18 protein-coding genes and 2 tRNA genes are annotated in these 19,337 nt (G+C 42.0%); 14 read left to right on the forward strand and 6 right to left on the reverse strand.

The window, feature by feature from the left end; genetic code table 11:
* The first annotated feature begins 62 nt into the window (after positions 1–62).
* On the forward strand, positions 63–542 hold the full coding sequence (locus tag G400_RS0107130; RefSeq protein ID WP_017260870.1) for an HIT family protein: 480 nt from the start codon (positions 63–65) through the stop codon (positions 540–542).
* Between the two features lie 70 nt (positions 543–612).
* Here the strand turns inward: G400_RS0107130 and G400_RS0107135 are convergent, their stop codons facing one another.
* Positions 613–1,563 (reverse strand): FAD:protein FMN transferase, encoded by a 951-nt coding sequence (locus tag G400_RS0107135; RefSeq protein WP_017260871.1) that lies wholly within the window; start codon positions 1,561–1,563, stop codon positions 613–615.
* A gap of 117 nt (positions 1,564–1,680) precedes the next feature.
* Positions 1,681–1,935 carry a hypothetical protein gene (locus G400_RS0107140; RefSeq protein ID WP_152323472.1) on the reverse strand — a complete coding sequence of 85 codons (255 nt, stop codon included), beginning with the start codon at positions 1,933–1,935 and terminating at the stop codon, positions 1,681–1,683.
* A 157-nt stretch (positions 1,936–2,092) separates the two neighbouring features.
* On the opposite strand from G400_RS0107140, the gene G400_RS0107145 reads away from it, so the two are divergent.
* From G400_RS0107145 to G400_RS16275, 8 genes are all read left to right on the forward strand, one after another.
* The gene (locus G400_RS0107145; RefSeq protein WP_017260873.1) at positions 2,093–2,287 is read left to right on the forward strand and encodes a helix-turn-helix domain-containing protein; all 195 of its coding nucleotides are present in this window, start codon (positions 2,093–2,095) and stop codon (positions 2,285–2,287) included.
* 26 nt (positions 2,288–2,313) lie between these two features.
* On the forward strand, positions 2,314–3,561 hold the full coding sequence (locus G400_RS0107150) for a peptidoglycan bridge formation glycyltransferase FemA/FemB family protein (protein ID WP_017260874.1): 1,248 nt from the start codon (positions 2,314–2,316) through the stop codon (positions 3,559–3,561).
* Between the two features lie 9 nt (positions 3,562–3,570).
* Entirely contained in the window at positions 3,571–4,251 is a 681-nt protein-coding gene (locus G400_RS0107155; protein ID WP_017260875.1) for a CatB-related O-acetyltransferase, read from the forward strand.
* Positions 4,252–4,515: 264 nt separating this feature from the next.
* Positions 4,516–4,601, forward strand: a tRNA-OTHER gene (locus G400_RS0107160).
* Between the two features lie 78 nt (positions 4,602–4,679).
* Positions 4,680–4,765: transfer RNA gene (locus G400_RS0107165), tRNA-OTHER, on the forward strand.
* Between the two features lie 57 nt (positions 4,766–4,822).
* Positions 4,823–6,076 (forward strand): peptidoglycan bridge formation glycyltransferase FemA/FemB family protein, encoded by a 1,254-nt coding sequence (locus tag G400_RS16090; RefSeq protein ID WP_035143729.1) that lies wholly within the window; start codon positions 4,823–4,825, stop codon positions 6,074–6,076.
* 108 nt (positions 6,077–6,184) lie between these two features.
* Positions 6,185–6,619 carry a GNAT family N-acetyltransferase gene (locus tag G400_RS0107175; protein ID WP_017260877.1) on the forward strand — a complete coding sequence of 145 codons (435 nt, stop codon included), beginning with the start codon at positions 6,185–6,187 and terminating at the stop codon, positions 6,617–6,619.
* Between the two features lie 139 nt (positions 6,620–6,758).
* Positions 6,759–6,857, forward strand: a complete 99-nt coding sequence (locus tag G400_RS16275) for a type I toxin-antitoxin system Fst family toxin (protein ID WP_017260878.1) — start codon at positions 6,759–6,761, stop codon at positions 6,855–6,857.
* 211 nt (positions 6,858–7,068) lie between these two features.
* On the opposite strand, the gene G400_RS0107185 is transcribed toward G400_RS16275, so the two are convergent.
* A complete protein-coding gene (locus G400_RS0107185) occupies positions 7,069–7,962 on the reverse strand; it encodes a LysR family transcriptional regulator (RefSeq protein ID WP_017260879.1) in 894 nt (297 codons plus the stop codon).
* A 177-nt stretch (positions 7,963–8,139) separates the two neighbouring features.
* Here G400_RS0107185 and G400_RS0107190 point away from each other — a divergent pair, with 177 nt between their 5' ends.
* Positions 8,140–9,618 (forward strand): FAD-dependent oxidoreductase, encoded by a 1,479-nt coding sequence (locus G400_RS0107190; RefSeq protein ID WP_017260880.1) that lies wholly within the window; start codon positions 8,140–8,142, stop codon positions 9,616–9,618.
* A gap of 129 nt (positions 9,619–9,747) precedes the next feature.
* Here the strand turns inward: G400_RS0107190 and gndA are convergent, their stop codons facing one another.
* Positions 9,748–11,190, reverse strand: a complete 1,443-nt coding sequence (gndA, locus tag G400_RS0107195; protein WP_017260881.1) for an NADP-dependent phosphogluconate dehydrogenase — start codon at positions 11,188–11,190, stop codon at positions 9,748–9,750.
* Between the two features lie 319 nt (positions 11,191–11,509).
* Here gndA and G400_RS0107200 point away from each other — a divergent pair, with 319 nt between their 5' ends.
* Complete coding sequence (locus G400_RS0107200) at positions 11,510–12,688, forward strand: thiolase family protein (protein WP_017260882.1); 1,179 nt, start codon at positions 11,510–11,512, stop codon at positions 12,686–12,688.
* Positions 12,689–12,980: 292 nt separating this feature from the next.
* Here G400_RS0107200 and G400_RS0107205 read toward each other — a convergent pair whose 3' ends face one another.
* Together G400_RS0107205 and G400_RS0107210 are read right to left on the reverse strand one after the other, a co-directional pair.
* Positions 12,981–14,435 carry an Ig-like domain-containing protein gene (locus G400_RS0107205; protein ID WP_017260883.1) on the reverse strand — a complete coding sequence of 485 codons (1,455 nt, stop codon included), beginning with the start codon at positions 14,433–14,435 and terminating at the stop codon, positions 12,981–12,983.
* Positions 14,436–14,595: 160 nt separating this feature from the next.
* Positions 14,596–16,173: a helix-turn-helix domain-containing protein gene (locus G400_RS0107210; protein ID WP_017260884.1), complete on the reverse strand. Its 1,578-nt coding sequence runs from the start codon at positions 16,171–16,173 to the stop codon at positions 14,596–14,598.
* A 190-nt stretch (positions 16,174–16,363) separates the two neighbouring features.
* On the opposite strand from G400_RS0107210, the gene G400_RS0107215 reads away from it, so the two are divergent.
* From G400_RS0107215 to G400_RS0107225, 3 genes are all read left to right on the forward strand, one after another.
* Entirely contained in the window at positions 16,364–16,579 is a 216-nt protein-coding gene (locus G400_RS0107215) for a hypothetical protein (RefSeq protein WP_017260885.1), read from the forward strand.
* Positions 16,580–16,876: 297 nt separating this feature from the next.
* The gene (locus tag G400_RS0107220; protein ID WP_017260886.1) at positions 16,877–17,977 is read left to right on the forward strand and encodes an NAD(P)-dependent alcohol dehydrogenase; all 1,101 of its coding nucleotides are present in this window, start codon (positions 16,877–16,879) and stop codon (positions 17,975–17,977) included.
* A gap of 41 nt (positions 17,978–18,018) precedes the next feature.
* Positions 18,019–18,867: an SDR family oxidoreductase gene (locus G400_RS0107225; protein WP_225351482.1), complete on the forward strand. Its 849-nt coding sequence runs from the start codon at positions 18,019–18,021 to the stop codon at positions 18,865–18,867.
* Positions 18,868–19,337: the final 470 nt, after the last annotated feature.

The following is a 19,337-nucleotide window of genomic DNA, read 5'->3' on the forward strand; positions in this document are numbered from 1 at the left end:
ATTGATGGCATAACTGCGAGTCTCATGGGGAGAGAATCGACATTATATAGAGGGTGGATGAAATGATGCACGATAACTGTGAAATTTGCAGACGAATTCAAATGATTAAGGATGGGACTAATCCCTATTTTGTTGCTGAATTGTCAACGGGGTATGTGGTAATTGGCGACAATCAGCACTTTAAGGGATACACCTTGTTTCTGTGCAAACAACATGAGACAGAATTACACTTTTTGCCACGCGATTTTAAAGAACAATTTCTGCACGAGATGAGTTTGGTAGCGGAGGCTGTTTACGATGCTTTCCATGCTGAAAAAATGAACTATGAGTTATTAGGAAATGGCGATACCCATGTTCACTGGCACCTATTCCCTCGTCGAGAAGGCGATACGACAACACCGGGGCCAGTTTGGTGGCTAGATCGTAACGTTATGTTCAGTGACGACAACCGGCCATCGCCTGAAGAACTTGACGAGATGAAGAAAACGCTGAAAGCAACACTAACTAAAGTGCTGGCGGCGGATGCTGAAGCGGCAAATTAAATAGAACTCAAATAGCGGCAACATTCACGTGAAGTAATCATGTGAATGTTGCCGCTATTATTATCTTTTGTTACTCAATTAACTTTAAACGATGATGAACGATTACAAGATCAACAGTGTCATCATCGTAAACGAAAGCTGCTCCGTAAATATCGTCGCGGTCTTCTCCCCAACCTGGAATTGGTTTACCGGCGAAGAAAAGCCGCTTTGTTTCTATTTCACATGTGATTGAGTCACGGGCAAAAATGGTGACACCGCTGACGTGTGTTTGCAGGGGATGACCGGTTTCAGGACTCAACAAGTGGTGATAACGATGACCGTCCTTAACTAAGACACGTTCATAGGTGCCTGACGTGACGGCGGAACCAGCTGGCATCAGCACAGTCAGAAGATCTTCACCACGAGCTTTTGTTGGAGCCTGAACACCAACTAGCCATTGACCATTATCGCGTTTAGGCGAAGTACCGACAAATTCAATGTTTCCGCCTAGATTGATGATGCCTGCTTGCACGCCATTGGCACGCCATAAATCGCGAATTCGATCAGCAATGTAGCCTTTGGCAATTCCGCCTAGATCCAGTTCCATCCCTGGCTCGGTGAGGTAAACACTCTGATCGGCGTCATTTAGAATGACGTTCGCTGCATTAGACATTGCCAGCCGTTTGGAAATATCCGATTCATTGGGAACATTTGCCCCAGCAAAGCCAATCTTCCAAAGTTTAACGAGTGGTCCAATTAAAGCGTTGAAGCCAAAATGTTGGTGGCTCTGCTCAACGGCGGCTTTGATGAGCGCAAACGTACTTGGAGACACTTGCACAGCTTGTTTGCCGGACGCGTTGTTGACTGCCATAACTTCGGAAACAGGGGCGTTAACGGTTAACTGTTGTTCGTACAATTGAATGAGCGCAATACTGTCATCCAGCACCTTTTCATTTGTCTCCCCCATGACCGTTAACACAATACGAGTTCCAAGCGCATGCGTTGTTTTTGTTAGTTTCTGTGATGCGAGATTATTAATCATAGTTTGTATGGTTAGCCTGCTTTCATAAAACTAGTAGCGTTTTTATTTACTAAATTATAAGCCTACTTTGACGATTGTGAGGTATGCATCGCACAACTGATAAAGTCTGGGTAATTGCTAATTTTTGAAAGTTGCCAACCAAGAAGTTGCGACACTGTCTAAATCTAATTGATAAATGTCACATAATGCGATGAACGTTTTGGCCGGAATCGTAAGTTCTTTTGAAGAGTCTTCGAATCGAGCTAATGAAGCGATGCTAATTTTAACACCATATTGGGCATGTAATAGATCAGTTACTTGTGACAGAGTTAATCTGTGCTGTTGACGATGATATTTTAAGAAATCTTGCATGGAATTTATTTCTATTCTCATAAATGACCCTCCAACACTATGCTAATTGCAATTTTAGCAATAATTGCGCGTAAAGGTCATTTGTTTTGAAAAACATTCTTGAATCTTTAGTGGAACAGCAGTATATTTCTTATTGTTAATAATTATATTACGTATAATAAAAAAGGACGGCCCTCTTATGCCAATTTATCCTTTACGTGGCTGGCTAGCAGCTAGAAAAATATCACAACGTCAAATGGCTGAAGTTTTGCATAAAGACGTTAGCAGCGTAAATAGAAAGTTAAATGGTAAGTCTGATTGGACGTCATCTGAAATCTCCAAATTACATAAAGCATACGGAGTTCCAGTGACATTGTTTATTGACGAAGATTAAAAAATGTATCAATTCAGGGAGAGTTTATGAAATTTGGGGAGATTTCTGAAAGTGAATATAACGAATTCGAGAAAAATCATCCGTTAGGAATTTTTTTACAAACAGTAAATCAGTACCACGTTTTAAATGAACGCAATTGGGATGCAAAACTAGTCGCTCTTCGTAACGACAATAATCAAATTATTGCGGCGGCTGTTTTGGGTAGCAGAAAGTTGCACATTGGTCGTTTGTACGAAGTGACTGGTGGACCAGTTATGAATTATAACGATCAAGCGGTTGTAAAGACTTTTGCAGATGAGATGGCAAAGTTTTGTCGTCAACATGGTGGTCTGATCTTGCGCTGGATTCCCAATTTACATCAGGCAAAGTTTGATGATCATGGTAATGTACTGGAAACGATGAACCAAGCAGCAAAAAATAATCTTGAATTGGCTGAGTTCCAATATAATGAACCGCAGAAGGTTGAGAATGGTCATTATTCAAAAGTTGCGTTGAGCTACGAGTTCATAAAAAGGCTTAATGGATTAAATGCTGCGACACTGGAGAAATCTTACTCAAAAGATGCTCAATATTCAGTCAAAAAAGCTAAGGAATTTGGTGTAACAATTCGGAAAATTCCATATGCAGAGTTAGAAGAATTCCATAAATATACAACGGCAACAGCTGAACGCCGTGGATTTAAAGATAAACCGTTAGATTATTATCAGAAGTCTTTTAAAGCATTTAAAGATGACGACAAATTTCTTTTTGCCGAGCTAGATTTAAAACAATATGTAATTCTGCAAGAAAATGAGGTCAAAACATTAGCTGACCGAAGACAACAACTTGTCGAAAAAAGTGAACAGCACTTGAGCAAACATCGTGCTGCACAGGCACGAGAACTGGAAGATCAGATTCAACATCATAAAAAAAGAATTGTCCGCGCTAATAAGTTAATTACGCGCTTCGGTCAAAAACCGGTATTGGCTGGATCGATGTTTAGTGTTCAACCACAGGAAATTACTTACCTATTTAGTTTCATGAATGATGAATTTCGGGATTTCTTTGGACCATACTTAATTCAGGATTACATGATGAAGCTGGCTGTGGAACGGCATATCCCACAGTATAATTTTTATGGTGTAGCTGGGGATTTCAGCGGTCAGGATGGTGTTCTAAGATTTAAACAATCCTTTATTGGCAATACTTATGAAGTGCTGGGGACTTATACCCGAGTGGTTAAACCAATCACTTATCGGTTTGTACGATTACTAAAACGAATAATTGGTCATTAGGGGGGTTACATGAAGTTTGTAAAGTGGTTCGCAAGACGTGTGAATTTATGGGAGCTTCAACGTAAGGGACTTTTAATCAGTGGTAAACACAATGTTGTTTCTCGAAATACAGTGTTTGAAGGGAAAAACAGTATTGATGACAACAATGTGATTGCAAATTCAACAATTGGTTATGGCACATTTATTGGCAGTCATACAAGGTTTATCGACGTGTCAATTGGTCGCTATAGCTCAATTGGAGATCACGTTACAGTAGTTTTAGGCAGTCATCCTGCCAGAACATTTGTTTCTACGCATCCGGCTTTTTATTCAATGAAGGCTCAGGCGGGTTTTACCTACGCCAGAAAACAGCTCTTTGACGATATTAAATATGTTGATGAAAAGGAGTTTATTAGTGTAAAAATTGGTAATGACGTTTGGATTGGCAACAGCGTGAATATACTTAACGGCGTGACGGTTGGCGACGGCGCAATCCTTGCTGCAGGCGCCGTGGTTACTGAGGATGTTAAGCCATATGAAATAGTTGGGGGAGTGCCAGCTAAGCAAATTAGATTTCGTTTTTCACAGAAGGAGCGTGACTTTCTTATTAAGCACCCCTGGTTCAACGAAAAACCAGACGTTTTAGCGCAGCATCTGGAAAGTATGAAAAATGTTGAGAAATACCTTAAAGAAGCACCATCATGGTTGTAGTTTTGAAATGATAAAAGTCGTTCAACTTAAGGTAAACATTGCTTATAAAACCTAGCAGCGTAAACAACTTAGTGGTTAATATACCTTAAGTTAAGTATATAATAATTGCGTTTTTGCAAAGGCTGTGCCATATGACCAACGTTTGCATAAATAACCTTGAATCTCTTCTAGAACAGGGTTATATTTTTTACTGGCGGTTCATGTAGCAATTGCTAAAGGATTTATAATCACAATGTTAGCAATTTGTGAAAATGCTTTTTTTATGGAGAGTTACCCAAGTCTGGTTGAAGGGACACAATTTCGGTTGTGAGGTCAGTAATGACGCAGAGGTTCAAATCCTTTACTCTCCTTTGTGAGTTCCGGTTGATGACAAGCCTGTGTTGTTGACGTGGACTCATATAGTTGCATAATTTAACAGTTTTAAAAATGGAGAGTTACCCAAGTCTGGTTGAAGGGACACGATTTCGGTTGTGAGGTCAGCAATGACGCAGAGGTTCAAATCCTTTACTCTCCTTCACAGGCATCGATGGTCGATGCCTTTTTAGTGTCAAAAAAATGGAATGGTGTGAAAATGGTGCAAAAAGTTCGGGAATTATCAGCTGAAGAATTTGGTGCGTTTGAAGAAAAGTGCCCTTACGGCTCGTTTTATCAATCTGTAGAACAGGGTAACCTGATGTTGAAAGAAGGGCACAAAGCGACTTACATGGGTCTTGTCGACGGCGATAAGATCATTGTGGCCGGATTATTGGTCGGCATGAAGATTCACTTTGGTTATCGGTTTGATATCTATGGTGGACCGTTGTTTATGCCAGGTTCTGAAACAAAAGCTAACTTGTCTGCGTTTGTTGAAGCAGTCGAAGAATACGTTCGTAAACAAAACGGGATGTTCTTGCGTCTAATTCCCAACTTACCAGTTAAAACGTACAACGACGCGGGTGAACTTACTGCGAGTCACTTTGAAACTTTGCCAGCATTGTTTAAAGAGCTTGGTTACGACTACCAAGACTATCACGCTGCGGGTTATGACGAAGCAACGCATGTTACGCACTATGAATACAAAAAAGATGTCCGTGACATGACGGAACAAACGCTTGAAAAGAGTTTCGATAAGAAAGCACGTTATAACATCAAAAAAGCCAAAGAATTTGGTGTTAAATTAAGGGACATTTCCTTCGATGAATTGCCAGAATTCAAGAAGGATACAGCAATGACTGCCGAACGGCTACATTTCCCAGATAAGTCACTTGATTACTACCAAAACGTGTACCGTGAGTTTGGTGATAAAATTCGCTTTGTTGTAGCTGAAATCGACTCGAATGAATACATTGATTCTTATCAACAAAAGATTAAGTCAACTGATGATAAAATCGCGGCACTTAAGGCGAAAAACAAGGGCTATGAACAGAACAAAATCGATGATCTTGAACGCCAAAAGGCTAACCATCAAAAGAAAATCGATGTCGCAAAAGACCTTCAAAAACGGTATCCTGCTAAGTTTAACGTTGCCGGTGCGATGTTTGTGATTCAGCCACAAGAAATCGATTACGTATTTAGTTACACGAACGAAGAATTCAAAACTTTTAAAGGCCCATTCATGTTGCAAGATGCCATGATGAAGGCCGCTGTTGACCAAAAGATTCCGACGTACAACTTCTTGGGTGTTGCCGGACTTTTCGATGGTAGTGACGGTGTGTTTGAATTCAAACAAGGCTTTAATGGCTACACCGACGAAATGATCGGCGAATTCTCCAAAGTGTTGATTCCATGGCGTTATAAGTTGTTGAATGCCATTAAGACAGTGTTGGGGCGTAGCAAACGTTTCTAAAGTGGACTTGAAGGATAAAGAAAATGACCGTTTGGAAATTACAAGTTGCACAGTAATTTCCAAACGGTTATTTTAGTAACGTTAAATAGAATCGAATGGAGAAACAAAATGTCTATTATTTCCCATCATGCCAGGTCAGAAGACTATGATGCACTAACCATACTATGGCGTGAAACGGTTGTAACAACGCATAAATTTTTGAAGGCAACAGATATTGACCAGATTCAACGAATGTTGCCAGTGTACTTTGATGCAGTCAATTTATTGACATGGTTTCATGGCGAAGAACTAATCGGTTTTTCTGGCACTAAGAATTATAAACTTGAAATGCTGTTCCTGGACGTTCGTTGTCTGCATCAGGGCTACGGAAGTCAAATTTTGGAACGTCTGATCAATGAGAACCACATTCAAACAGTGGATGTTAACGAACAAAATCCTGATGCATTAGCCTTTTATCAACATAATGGGTTTCACATTGCGAACCGTGATGCTGAGGATAATCAGGGACGTCCATTTCCAATCTTGCACTTAAAGTTAACCTAAGTATGTCATCGAGAAAAATAAAATCATTCTGCTCAAAACTCACCTGTATTTCTAATCCAATTAAGTCAAACATTCCTGTAAAATCTCTATTGTAGTCGATTCCGGCTCATCGCATAAAAACGGTGAGAGGAGGACGAATATGTTACAAATGTTTTTGACTATTATAGTGGGCCCGCTTGTTGTCGGCGTGCTGCTTATCTTATTTAAGCAGTGGTTGGATCGAAATGATAAGTGGTAATCGACTACTAATCTAACCCGTCCGTTTAAGTACATATTATTCGAAAAAAAAACCCCGAAGAGTGCCAGCTCTTCGGGGTTTTGACGAACATGTTACATTTAACTATCAGTGTAATGATAGTTTACCATGTTTTTGAGCAAATGCGAAGTAGTAGGGTAAATGTCCATTTGAACATCTCTGTGTCAAACACAAGCACATAACTGACCATAAATCAGTTGCATAGTTCGGTTAGTAGCCGCTTTAGTGTATGAGACAGGCGAACATTCTTATACACGGCGTCGATCGTGTAAGATTGCGTTGATTTATCAGCAAAAGGTAGAAAACGAATGTGGTCGTTCTTTAAGGTTGAAGGGATAAGTCCTTCAGGATAAAAAGCGAACGCTTTGTTTAAAGCTACTAAGATGTTCATCTGTTCAACACTGGCGACACGACGAATTTGTTCATAATCTTGGATAAACGGAAAGCTGGCCAAGAAACTTTCCAACAAAAAAGTAGAGCTCTCAGAACTATAATACAGAATCGGGACGTCCTTTATATCCGCAGAAGCGAGAACAGTCTGTTTACTGAGGGGATTGAGAGTACTAACACCCATAACCATAGTTTCAGAAAAGATAGCTTTAGTCTGTAATTGAGCAGTAGATTTCACTGACGGTTGCCCATAATTAATGGAGAGAGCAAGGTCAAGATCACCATTTTTAACCATGCGGGTCAGGTGTTCATTACTACCTTCTTTGATAATCACCTGCATTCGTGGATTGTCTTGAAGCATCTTAAAGATTGCATTTTGCAATAACTGTTGTTCAAAGGCGGAAAAATAACCCACTCGCAATACTTCAGGACTAGACTGCTTAACCTGTTGAATTTCGGCGACCGTATTTGTATAGCTATTAACAATATCCTGCGCAGAAGACAAGAATAAACGACCTTCAGAGGTTAGTGTTATTCGGTTACGACCACGGTCAAATAAAGTGACACCAAGTTCCTGTTCTATTGCGGTGATTCGTTTGGAAACGGCACGTTGAGATAAAAACGCCCGCTGCGCAGCCTTTTGAAAACTGCCATATTGTGCAACGCTTAAAAAAGTTTTTAACCGTTCTATTTCCATGAACAAACCTCCGAATTTAAAGTAGAACCAAAAGTTGACCTGGCGAACAATTACCTCAGTTTAATGCTACGGGAAAACTAGTTAATATTTGGTTGTAATGCAAGCGTGCTAAAAAGTCATTATAAATCATTTAGCACTAATTGCTCAAGAATGAACAAACAACCATGGAGGCTGATCATGCCAAATATTACAAGAAAAGATGCTTATGATGTTGTCGTTGTTGGAACAGGAGCTGCAGGGACTAGTGCTGCATTGACCGCTGCACAAAATGGTGCCAGTGTTTTACTGCTCGAAAAGGGGCGTCACACGGGCGGCAGCAGTAATTATACAGAAGGGCTGTTTGCCGTTGATTCGTACTTACAAAAGCAGCAAGGAATCACTGTTTCGGGAACTGATGTTTTAAAAGAGGAAGTTGCCTATTCAAAGTATCGAGCAGATTCCAGAATTTGGCGCAATTACGTAGATGATAGTGCCGATACTGTAAAATGGTTGAACGAACAAGGCGTTGAGTATGAAGGTGTCCAAGCAATGGGTGATGGCGAGGCCACATGGCATATATACAAAGGAATGGGAAATGCCGTTATTAACGACGCCTTAATTCCTCAGGCAAAGAAGCTTGGTGTTGAAGTTCTGACTTCTACTGCCGCGACTAATATCGATCAGGAAAATGGCAAAATTTCTAGAGTGACCATTAAAAATTTAGCCAATAATCTCAGTGAGTCTGTTAAGACATCATCCGTTATTTTGGCAACGGGTGGTTATCTGAATAATGCTGAAATGATGTCAAAAATGACTCACTATGATACATCACGATTAGTTACAGTCAGTTCTGGCAAAGGTACTGGGGATGGGCTTCAAATGGCTTGGAACCTTGGTGCACGTAAGTACGGAACAGGAACTGCTATGTTGTTTGGTGGATACCTAAAAGACCCCAGCGTCCCTGCCTTTAAGTTTATGAGCTCCGAAATGAACACAGCCGCAGGGCAACAACCACTGCTTTGGGTGAATGAAAATGGTGAACGCTTTGTAGATGAGGCCGTAGTCTATAACTTTTCATTTGCCGGGAATGCGCTTTACACGCAAAACAAAGTGTTTAGTATCCTTGATACAGCAGTTATTGACGAAATGGCCAAATCCGGAAACTTCATGGGTTTAGGCGTTTATGTTAAACGTGGCCAAAAAATGACAAAACTGAAGGATGAAATTGATGAGGCTGTAGCCGAAGAAAGGCCATTTATTTTCAAAGCAGATACCATTGAAGAATTGGCACAAAAGATGGGTGTTCCCTCTGAACAACTAATGCAGACGATGACGAAATACAATCAGGATTGTGAGTTAGGGCAAGATTCATTGTTCGGAAAAGATCCGAAGTACATGCGTCCGATCAATGAAGGACCCTTCTACGGCTTTTCTTTAAACGTTGGCGCATTCTGTACAATGGGTGGTTTACAGGTAAACCCTAATAATGAAGTGCTTAATAATAATGGTCAAGCGATTGCAGGCCTATATGCAATTGGTAATGATGCGACAGGACTGGTTGGCGATACTTATGGTCCCAACATGCCAGGTACTTGCGTTGGCTATGCATTTTACTCCGGTAGAAATGCTGGTTTACATGCGGCTATGACTGTTAGTGACGAGCTCGAGGATAATTGATGGTCAATTTTAAATAAATAAAAATCCTGTTCACAGCTAAGATTTTAACGTCTTAACTATGAACAGGATTTTTTGTCTAATCTAAATGAATTCAAACAAATAGATCACTCACAACATTTAATCCGAAGTCTATTGTTCTTCGTACCAAGTGTAGTGGAAGTTACCAGGACGGTCAGTACGTTCGTAAGTGTGAGCACCGAAGTAGTCACGCTGTGCTTGCAACAAGTTAGCTGGCAAAACTTCTGCACGGAAACTGTCGTAGTAAGTGATGGCAGCTGAGAAGCTAGGAACTGGAACCCCAGCCTTAACGGCCATTGCCACAACGTCACGAACTGATTCTTGGTACTTAGCAGCGATGTCCTTGAAGTAGTCGTCGAACAACAAGTTAGTCAGCTTAGGATCCTTGTCAAAGGCATCAGTGATGTTTTGAAGGAAGCCGGCACGGATGATACAACCTGCGCGCCAGATTTGTGCTAATTGACCAAATTGTAAGTCCCAGTCATAAGTTTCAGAAGCAACACGCAATTGTTCGAAACCTTGTGCGTAGCTCATCAACTTACTGAAGAACAAAGCTTGACGAATCTTTTCGATGAATTCTTTCTTGTCACCGATTTCAGCCTTGCCTTGGTTCTTAGCTGCTGGTAATACTTTAGAAGCTTTAACACGTTCGTCCTTCATCATTGAGATGTAACGAGCGTAAACGGATTCAGTAATAACAGATTGTGGTACTTGGATGTTCAAAGCATCTTCTGAACTCCACTTACCAGTACCCTTGTTGTTACCACGGTCCAAGATCATGTCAAGGATAGGCTTTGTCTTGTCGTCGCCTAAGTCATCTTTATGAGTCAAGATGTCAGCGGTGATTTCGATTAAGTAACTGTCCAATTCACCCTTGTTCCATTCTTTAAAGATGTCAGCCATTTCATCAACAGAAATGCCGGCAACGTTACGCATGATGTTGTAGCTTTCGTCGATCAGCTCTTCATCACCATATTCGATACCGTTGTGGACCATCTTAACGTAGTGACCAGCACCGTTAGGGCCGATGTACGCTACACATGGTTTGCCATCTTGAGGTGCCTTGGCAGCAATCTGTTCAAGAATTGGGGCAACTAAGTCATAAGCGGCTTTTTGGCCACCAGGCATTAGTGAAGGACCCTGAAGGGCACCTAATTCACCACCGGATACACCCATGCCGATAAAGTTGATCCCGGACTTGTCCAGTTCAGCGTTACGAGCCATGGTGTCGTGGAAGTTAGTGTTCCCACCATCGATTAAAACATCACCCTTGTCGAGCAATGGTAATAATTCTTGGATAACGGCGTCCGTTGGGGCACCAGCTTTAACCATCATCAAAATCCGACGAGGTGTTTCAAGAGACTTAACGAAATCTTCAATCGTATAACTAGGAACTAACTTTTTGTCGCCGTGGTCCTTCATCATGTCATCGGTCTTTGAACGTGAACGGTTGTATACACCTACAGTGAAACCGCGACTTTCAATGTTTAGGGCCAAGTTCTTACCCATAACTGCTAAACCAACAACACCAATTTGTGCTTTTTGATCTGCCATGATAAACCTTCCTTGTTATGTTTTATTGTGAAAATCATTATCATTATGGGCACAATCCCATTATGTCAACGATGTTCCACAATTGTGAAGAGCAACACTATTACAGCTATTATGGTAGTTGATACGCTTACATTTTTCAACCGCTAGGGGTTCGTTTAATGAAATTAGTTGTGAAATAAATTTACGCTGACAGTTTATAAAACTTGGTTACAATCGTTTGTCATTGTTCTTAAATAATTGCCGTAATATTCGACATCGGTTAGACTTGAGTTTACTTGTGAAAAAGAAGCAGTCAAACGGAGTAGAAAGAGGGAGACTCATGGACGACGTTGTTATCGTCAGTGCTGTGCGCACGCCTGTAGGAAAAATGGGCGGCGCATTGGCCAGCTTTAGTGCAGTTGAATTAGGAACCTTAGCGGCTAAGGCTGCAATTAAGCGGGCAAACGTTAATCCAAGTATCATTGACCAAACGATTGTCGGCAACGTCCTACAGGCTGGCTCGGGGCAAAATGTTGGTCGTCAAATCGGGATCAACGCTGGCGTTCCGGAAAGCAGCCCAGCGATGACCGTGAATGAAGTTTGTGGATCAGGTTTAAAAGCGATTCGATTGGGTCAATCAGCCATTGTTATGGGTGATGCCGATGCGGTCTTAGTAGTTGGCACGGAAAGCATGACCAATGCACCTTACCTGACGAATGGTATGCGGTTGGGGACTAAGTTTGGTGATACAACAATGGTTGATAGCATGGAGCATGACGGCCTGACGGATGCCTTTTCAAATCAGCCGATGGGTGTGACTGCCGAGAATGTTGCAGAGCAGTACCACGTTAGTCGCGAACAACAGGATGCTTTTGCCTTGGCCTCACACCAGCGCGCAGCCAAAGCCAGTGACGATGGTGCGTTTGCCGATGAAATGCTGCCATTAAGCGTTAAAAATCGGCATGGGGAAACCGTTATCGACCGCGATGAAACGATTCGTGAAGATACCAGTTTCGAGAAGTTGGCTAAACTTAGACCGAGCTTTGAACTGGGAGGTACCGTCACAGCTGGCAATGCGGCGCCACTGAACGATGGTGCTGCTGCCATGATTTTGATGCGTAAAAGCAAGGCTGACGAGTTAGGCTTGAAACCATTGGCGACTATTAAAGGTTATCAAGAAGTCGGCGTCAACCCACAAACAATGGGCTACTCACCGGTTAAAGCAGTCAGTGAGTTGCTTACCAAACAGCATCAGACGGTGTCGGATATCGACTTGTTTGAACTGAATGAAGCCTTTGCGGCGCCAAGTGTGGCCGTTGCCCGTGACCTGAAGATTCCCGCGGCTAAATTGAATCCAAACGGTGGTTCGATTGCTATCGGTCATCCCCTTGGGGCGACTGGCGTTCGGATCGTAACGACACTGATTTATGCCTTGAAGCATGCCGATCAACATACAGGCGTTGCCGGTTTATGTATTGGCGGCGGACTTGGCATTGCGCTTTCTGTGGAAGTTAATTAAAACCTTTAGTATGAGAGAGCGGGACATAACACGCTTTGGCTTTCTCAGGTAACATAAATCCGGCGTTTATGGGTGTTTTCCCATGAGCGCCGGATTTATGTTAGATGAGCAAAAGTCAGTGTTATGTCCCGCGTTTGCGGCAATTTTTCATCCGCATGAACTTTTGCGATTGAAGAAAAATTGCTTACCGAAACTACCTGCTGCCATTTTGCTGAAATAAAAGTTGAGCAAAATGACTCAGACTTTTAATTTCTATGCTAATTGTGACTGTTATCGACTCTTTTTCACCAATTTAGTTTTGACGTAGCCGGTAAATAATGAGACCGGTGAGCGAGATAACACCGACAATAATTAGTGAAATGCTGATTTGCTGACCGGTGTGTGGCAATCCCTCTGCTAGCGAATCCTTCTGTTTTGCAGATCCTTTGGTTGAAACGGATTGACCGTTAGATGACGAATTTGATGGGTCCGCAATTACTGTTTGGTCACGATTGTCAGATGTCGAAGATTGATTGCTAGAATTTAGCTGACTGGCGCTTGAATCGTTAGAAGCAACTACAGAATTATCCGTTGAACTTTCGTTGGTGTGATTAGTATCTACGTGATGACTGTCCGAATGGTCATTACTTTCAACAGAACTGCTGTCACTATTTTCTGATGAACTGTTATTCGAACTTTCAGAGGCATTACTGGATTCGCTAGTAGAACTCTCATTGGAGTTGTTGCTATCTGAGCTACTATTTGATTCTTCGCCAGAGTTATTATTCTCTGAACCACTGCCTGTTCCAGAACCAGCAGTTTGTTTCACGCTGGCGGTAGCTTTTTCAGAATTGGCGCCGTTACCGTTGCTGCCGCCCCAGGTCATTGTGGCCGTGTTTTTAAAGATAGAACTGCCATCTGAGGCAACTGCCGGATCCTTAAACGTTGTTAGGTAATCAATGACAACCATCTGTGAGTCGAGTTTAGCAAACGTTGTTTCAAAACTGTCGCCAGTCACTGATACTGTGTAATCTGTTCCAGCAGTCAGGGTTTCATCACGCTTATAGCTTGCTTGTGTGGTGGGGTCTGTCCAATGTCCATTAGACACAGTAATGCTGTCAGGAACCAATTGTTGACCGGCATCAGTGATGATATCTGAAACTTTTACATTTTCCATCGGTAATTCGTTACGGTTAACTAAAATAGTCCATTTGATTGCTGGATTGCCGTTACTGTCAGTCGTGAAGCTGCCTTTTTTAGACAAGTTATTTGTGGATGGACTGACAATCACTGGACTTGTTAACGTGCCATTGTTAGTCTCAAATGGCACGTTTTGTTCACCTAATCCGACTGTCGCCGCATTGAGTTTGGTCGAGAAGGTAATGGTGCCATGAAGGTTAGTCAGGGTTGCTGCAGTTTCATTAAACGTAACCACCATTGTGCCATCGGTCTTTACGTCGACAGTTCCCAGCTCCGTGCCATCATCTGCAAGTAGCGGGAAAGTTGATTCTTTTGAGACACGAAGGGCGTCAGGTAATTGAATTTTCATTTGATCGTTAGCAGCGATGTGAACATCGCTTGGCACTGCCCAGTCGTAGCGTACATTGACGTTACTGGCATAACTAAAATTGGGCCCATTTGTAATTGCTCCACTAGTGATGAATTCATTGCCGTATGTGGCGGCTTGTGCGGTCTGAGTGTTGAAAATGAAGCCGATCATCACGGTGAACACAATAAGTAGCCAGTTTATTAATCGAGAACGTTTCATAATTCTATCTTCCTCCCAAATTACTCCTGAAAATAGCGTACGAGAGAAATGAGAGGATAATATCTCAAACTTCACGGTCAGTTCGATTTTTACGAGAAATCCGATTGGCGAAAAATTGATATACCTAGAAAAATGATGAATTTATGATATTCTGTGCCGATTAAAGTACGTTCTTGGGTGTTCGATGGCATGGTGGAGTTGTTGCCGATAGCTCGCGGGGATGCCCAGTTAGGCCTCGATTATTTGGGGTGGTTTGGAGTAATTCAGTTATTTTATTCAAATCATCTTCGGATCCTAAGTCCGTCAAAATGTACGTTTGTGTAGCTTGAATGACAGGCTGATCGGGACAATGGTCAGATAAATAGAGGTCATATTGTTTATTTGGGTCAAAGACCTCAACTGTTGTTCTAAGTGTCTGATTAAAGTAGTTTTGGCAAATTTGAATAAAGGGTTCAAGCCACATCTCACCAATTTCCGGGTCGACGCCAATTTGGTAGGTCGGTGCAAATCGCTGTCTCAACGTTAAACGCAGTAGCACCATAAGCTGTTGCACATATCCTGGATCGACAGAAAGTTGAAATTTGTCTGCCATGGATGAAACGATAACGCGAGTGAGTTCGTGGGCCTGACGAATGATTAATTCATTATGAAGGCGTTTGTAGTAACGCGTTGTTGTATCTGGACGCATAACGTTGATATGACCAGCACAAACGGTCAGGTTGACCAATGTACGATAGAGAGTAGCGACACTGTATCGCGTAATGGTTGGCGTGTCTAAATTAAGCATTGGCTGAACATGTTCTTGGTGGATGGTTTGCGCCGTACTAGCTAAGGAATCGGTGGGATTCACCATATCCACAGCGGGTTGCCAAAAGGCGTCGTCAATGGGGAAAACTTCATGAGCAACACAAAAAATCAATAAACTTTGCTCCAGTTCTGTCTTCTCGATTCGCTGCATAAACGTCGGCATCGAATCCTGTAGTTGCCGCCACAACTGTTGAAAATGAGGCGCACCCACCATGGTCTTATAGACTTGGCGAGCGAGGGGCGATAAGGTCATTGTCGTGTTGGCATGGCGATTACGTAGCCGAATAATCAGTAGCCAAGTGTACAGTTTGCGAGGCCCGTCGGCTGCGAGATATTTATTAGACCCATCGATTAATAAACGATGCATTGTTTCCGCTAAAGGACTGTTGCGTTGCAAGTAACGACGGTAAACGTACTGGTCTTTTGGACAGACATTCCACAGCAGTTCATACATTAAATGTTGGATAGCGAGATCTGGGCCAGTGAGTTGCAGTTGATTGATTTTGACGTGAAAGGGCGCTAAAAGATCATTGAGTTCGGCAATCTTACGATAAAGAGTGGCCACACTGAAGTTGAGTTTCGTAGCTAACTGAATGCTTGTTAGATTGGGATTGAGAACGATATTTTCGATAATACTAATTTTGGGTGTCTGGCGATAGTACGAAAAAATGAGCGTTTTCAGACTCATTTGACCGTTGATATGCAAGTGAACTTTTTCGTCATTCCATTTAAAGGAAATATCATATTGAGTTAGTGAAGGTCTCAGCACCATTTGGATGGCTTGCAGGTCGTCCATTAATAAATTTCGGCTTGAAAAAGGTAACGCGCTCGCAATTTCAGAAATTTTGGCCTCACCATTATTACGGTATAGATACTGCAAAATCCTAATCTGTCGCCGTTCAAACGGCTCTAAAAGATCTTCTTTGTTCATTATTCCACCTCAGTGTCGTAAATAACTGTTGCCATTAATTAATTTACCCACTAAACTAAACGTGTGGTTCTCAAATTTTTCGATAATTTTTGAATTATTGCAAGGCAGTTTTAATCTTCAATTTGTATCTTTAGAATAACGGAAATGATTTTGTTAAGACATTTTTGTGCTTAGGAGGCAAATAGCAGTCGTGGAGAAATTAAAGGCTTCATTAACAAACAAGAAACAGTATCATGATGACCAACTTGGCGATTATAAAATGACAGCGTTGGAATTGGGGAGTGGCTTTTTTCAGTTCGACATTGATAGTTTGATTTATCAGGGAAGAATTGTCGAATCGCGTCGTAATGATGGCACGTTTCTAACCACGCTTGGTGATCAAGAACGAGTTATTGAAATCGAGTAGTTAAGATTGTTAGTAATTGAATAAATGATTGTTGATGGCATCAGTTGCTTTTGTTACTGGTGTTTTTTTGCGCGATAGGAACAACGAATTGTTGGTGAAATGATCAATTTGCGAACCTGTTGAGTGTTAGTAAGCTGGCTTGCCGAACTAAAATGTTTGCACGAGCAAATAAATAATCAAAATGAAAACGGATTCTAGCGAAGATTGCCTCAAAATTGTTACGATACTCATGTGAGATAACTTACAAAGCATTTGATGGTCAATTTGTGTACACAGCAAAGATAAGGAGTACAAATCATGCAAATTACAGCAGCTGTTGCGCCAGCTAAAGGTGAATCCTTAGTTGTTGAACCCGTTGAATTAGATGACACGTTACATGGTGATCAATTATTAGTTAAAATCGTTGCGGTCGGCGTTTGTGGCGCAGATATTATGCGTGCCAAAACCGGTATGGGACGCAGTGAATTTCCGATTGTTTTGGGACATGAAGGTGCCGGCATTGTCGAGCAGGTCGGTGAAGATGTACGTGAATTTGAAGTTGGTGATCATGTGGCGATTTCGTATGCTAGCTGTGGTCACTGTCGCCAGTGTCTGGCCGGTCGTCCGTATGCGTGTGAACGCTCAGATGAATTGAATTTTGGCGGCGTTGATTACTACGGTGGTAGCCGTTTTACCTTGAACGGTCAGCCAGTAACGTCTTTTTTCCAGCAATCATCGTTTGGTACCTATGCGAAGGTTCAGGAACGAAACGCTGTTAAAGTAACCAAGGACGTTGATGTTAGCCTGCTTGGACCATTGGGATGTGGCTTACAAACGGGGGCTGGTACCGTTATGCATATTCTTAAACCCGAAGTTGGCAGTTCAATGGCAGTGTTCGGTACTGGAACGGTCGGCGATGCAGCCATTATGGCGGCTAAGGCGATGCACGTTGCCAAAATCATCGCTGTTGATATCTTTGATACGCGGCTGGCAGAAGCCAAAGCGCTTGGGGCAACAGATATCATCAACAGCAAGACAGTTGATGATGTGCCAGCGATGATTCAAGAAATGACTGATGGTGGTGTAGATTATGCTGTTGTTTCCGCTCCTGCTAATGGGCTACCAGAACAAGCCATCCGTAGCACAGGTATTCTCGGGCACACTGCAATTATTGGCGGCGCAGCGCATGCGGACTTGAGCATGATGAATGACATTCTGGTACCGGCGCGTCAAGTCACGGGTGTGTTACAAGGATTCTCATTGCCTAAGTTGTTTATTCCCCAACTAATTCAGTTGTATCAACAAGGTGACTTTCCGTTTGATAAACTAGTTAAGTTTTACGACCTAAAAGATGTTAACCAAGCCTTTGAAGACTCATTAAACGGAACCACAGTGAAGGCCATTTTGCGGATGCCTTAATTAGGAAAAATGACATCGATAAAGTTCATTAGGAGGTAAGCATGATGATTTTAGTAACCTCAGCAGCTGGTCACACTGGTCGCGTGATTGTGGACAAACTAGTGGCCGCTGGATTCGACGTAAAAGCGACGGACATTAATCCAGCCGTGAAAGATTTGCCGGGTATTCGTGAAGGGGTCGTTGCAGATTTAACCCGTGCAGATGAAATTGATAAGTTGATTGCGGATGTCGACAGTGTCGTGGAAATTCCCCCCTTGTTTGTCGCGGAAGAGGCGGATATTGGCCGATATTTGACGGACCAGTTGGCGGCTGCCCACAAGCAATTTATCTTTATTTCGGTTACTCATCCAATTCTATCTACGTTACGTCAGCATTTGATGAAACGTGATGTGGAAGAGCACATGATTTATACCGGGATGGTTAAGGATTATCAATACACGATTTTGCAACCGATGCACTATATGCATAATTTCAATCCAAACGTGGTTCACGAAACTGGTGCCTATAATATCTTTTATGATATCAATACCAAACTTTCCTATGTGGCACCGGAAGATGTTGGCGATGTGGTCGTAGCAGTTGCTCAAAATCCCGAGAAGCATAATAAAGCCACGTATGAACTGGTAGGTACGGATTACGCTTCACCGGTAGATCTAGTAGCATTGTATAATCGGTTAACAGGCGAGCATGCCGTTGCCGAGCGTGTCGATATGACAGAGTTTCTTAATCAGGCAGGCATTCAAAATGTTTATTCACGAGATGCCTTTCGCCACCTAGCAGATACGTATAGTAAGTGGGGACTCGATGGCAACTCGAATGTCCTACGCTTGTTACTTGGACGCAAACCAACAAGTTATGAAGATTATATGAAGCAGCAGATTAAATTTTAAATATGCAAACAGAGAGCGCGACATAACACGGTTTGGCTTTCTCAGGCAACGAAAAATGGATGTTTATGGGTGACTTTCCCGTGAACATCCATTTTATGTTAGATTAGCAAATGTCAGTGTTATGCTCCAATCGTTTTTAATTGGTAAGAAAAGGGTTTGTACGGTCAGCTTACAATTACAAAATTCGATTTTTTATTTGGTTGCTCAATAGTTAAAAACTTGTCCCAGTTATGCGCAGTAAGACGGACGTAAATCGGTGTTAAACATGATTCTTAATTAGATTTTGAGAATCAATTTGTTTTGATCAGTAATTCTCAAAGATAATTAAAATAAACAATTTTATTTCACTGAATTATGCACGCAGGGGTTGAAACCGATTACATTTAGAAATACCATGAAGGCGTGGAACGTTCCAAAGTAGCTATAATTACATATCAACGATGTGCCTGGAAAGATAAACAAGCACATAA

The sequence above is a fragment of the Furfurilactobacillus rossiae DSM 15814 genome, from assembly GCF_000428925.1.
In the GTDB taxonomy this organism is placed as follows: domain Bacteria; phylum Bacillota; class Bacilli; order Lactobacillales; family Lactobacillaceae; genus Furfurilactobacillus; species Furfurilactobacillus rossiae.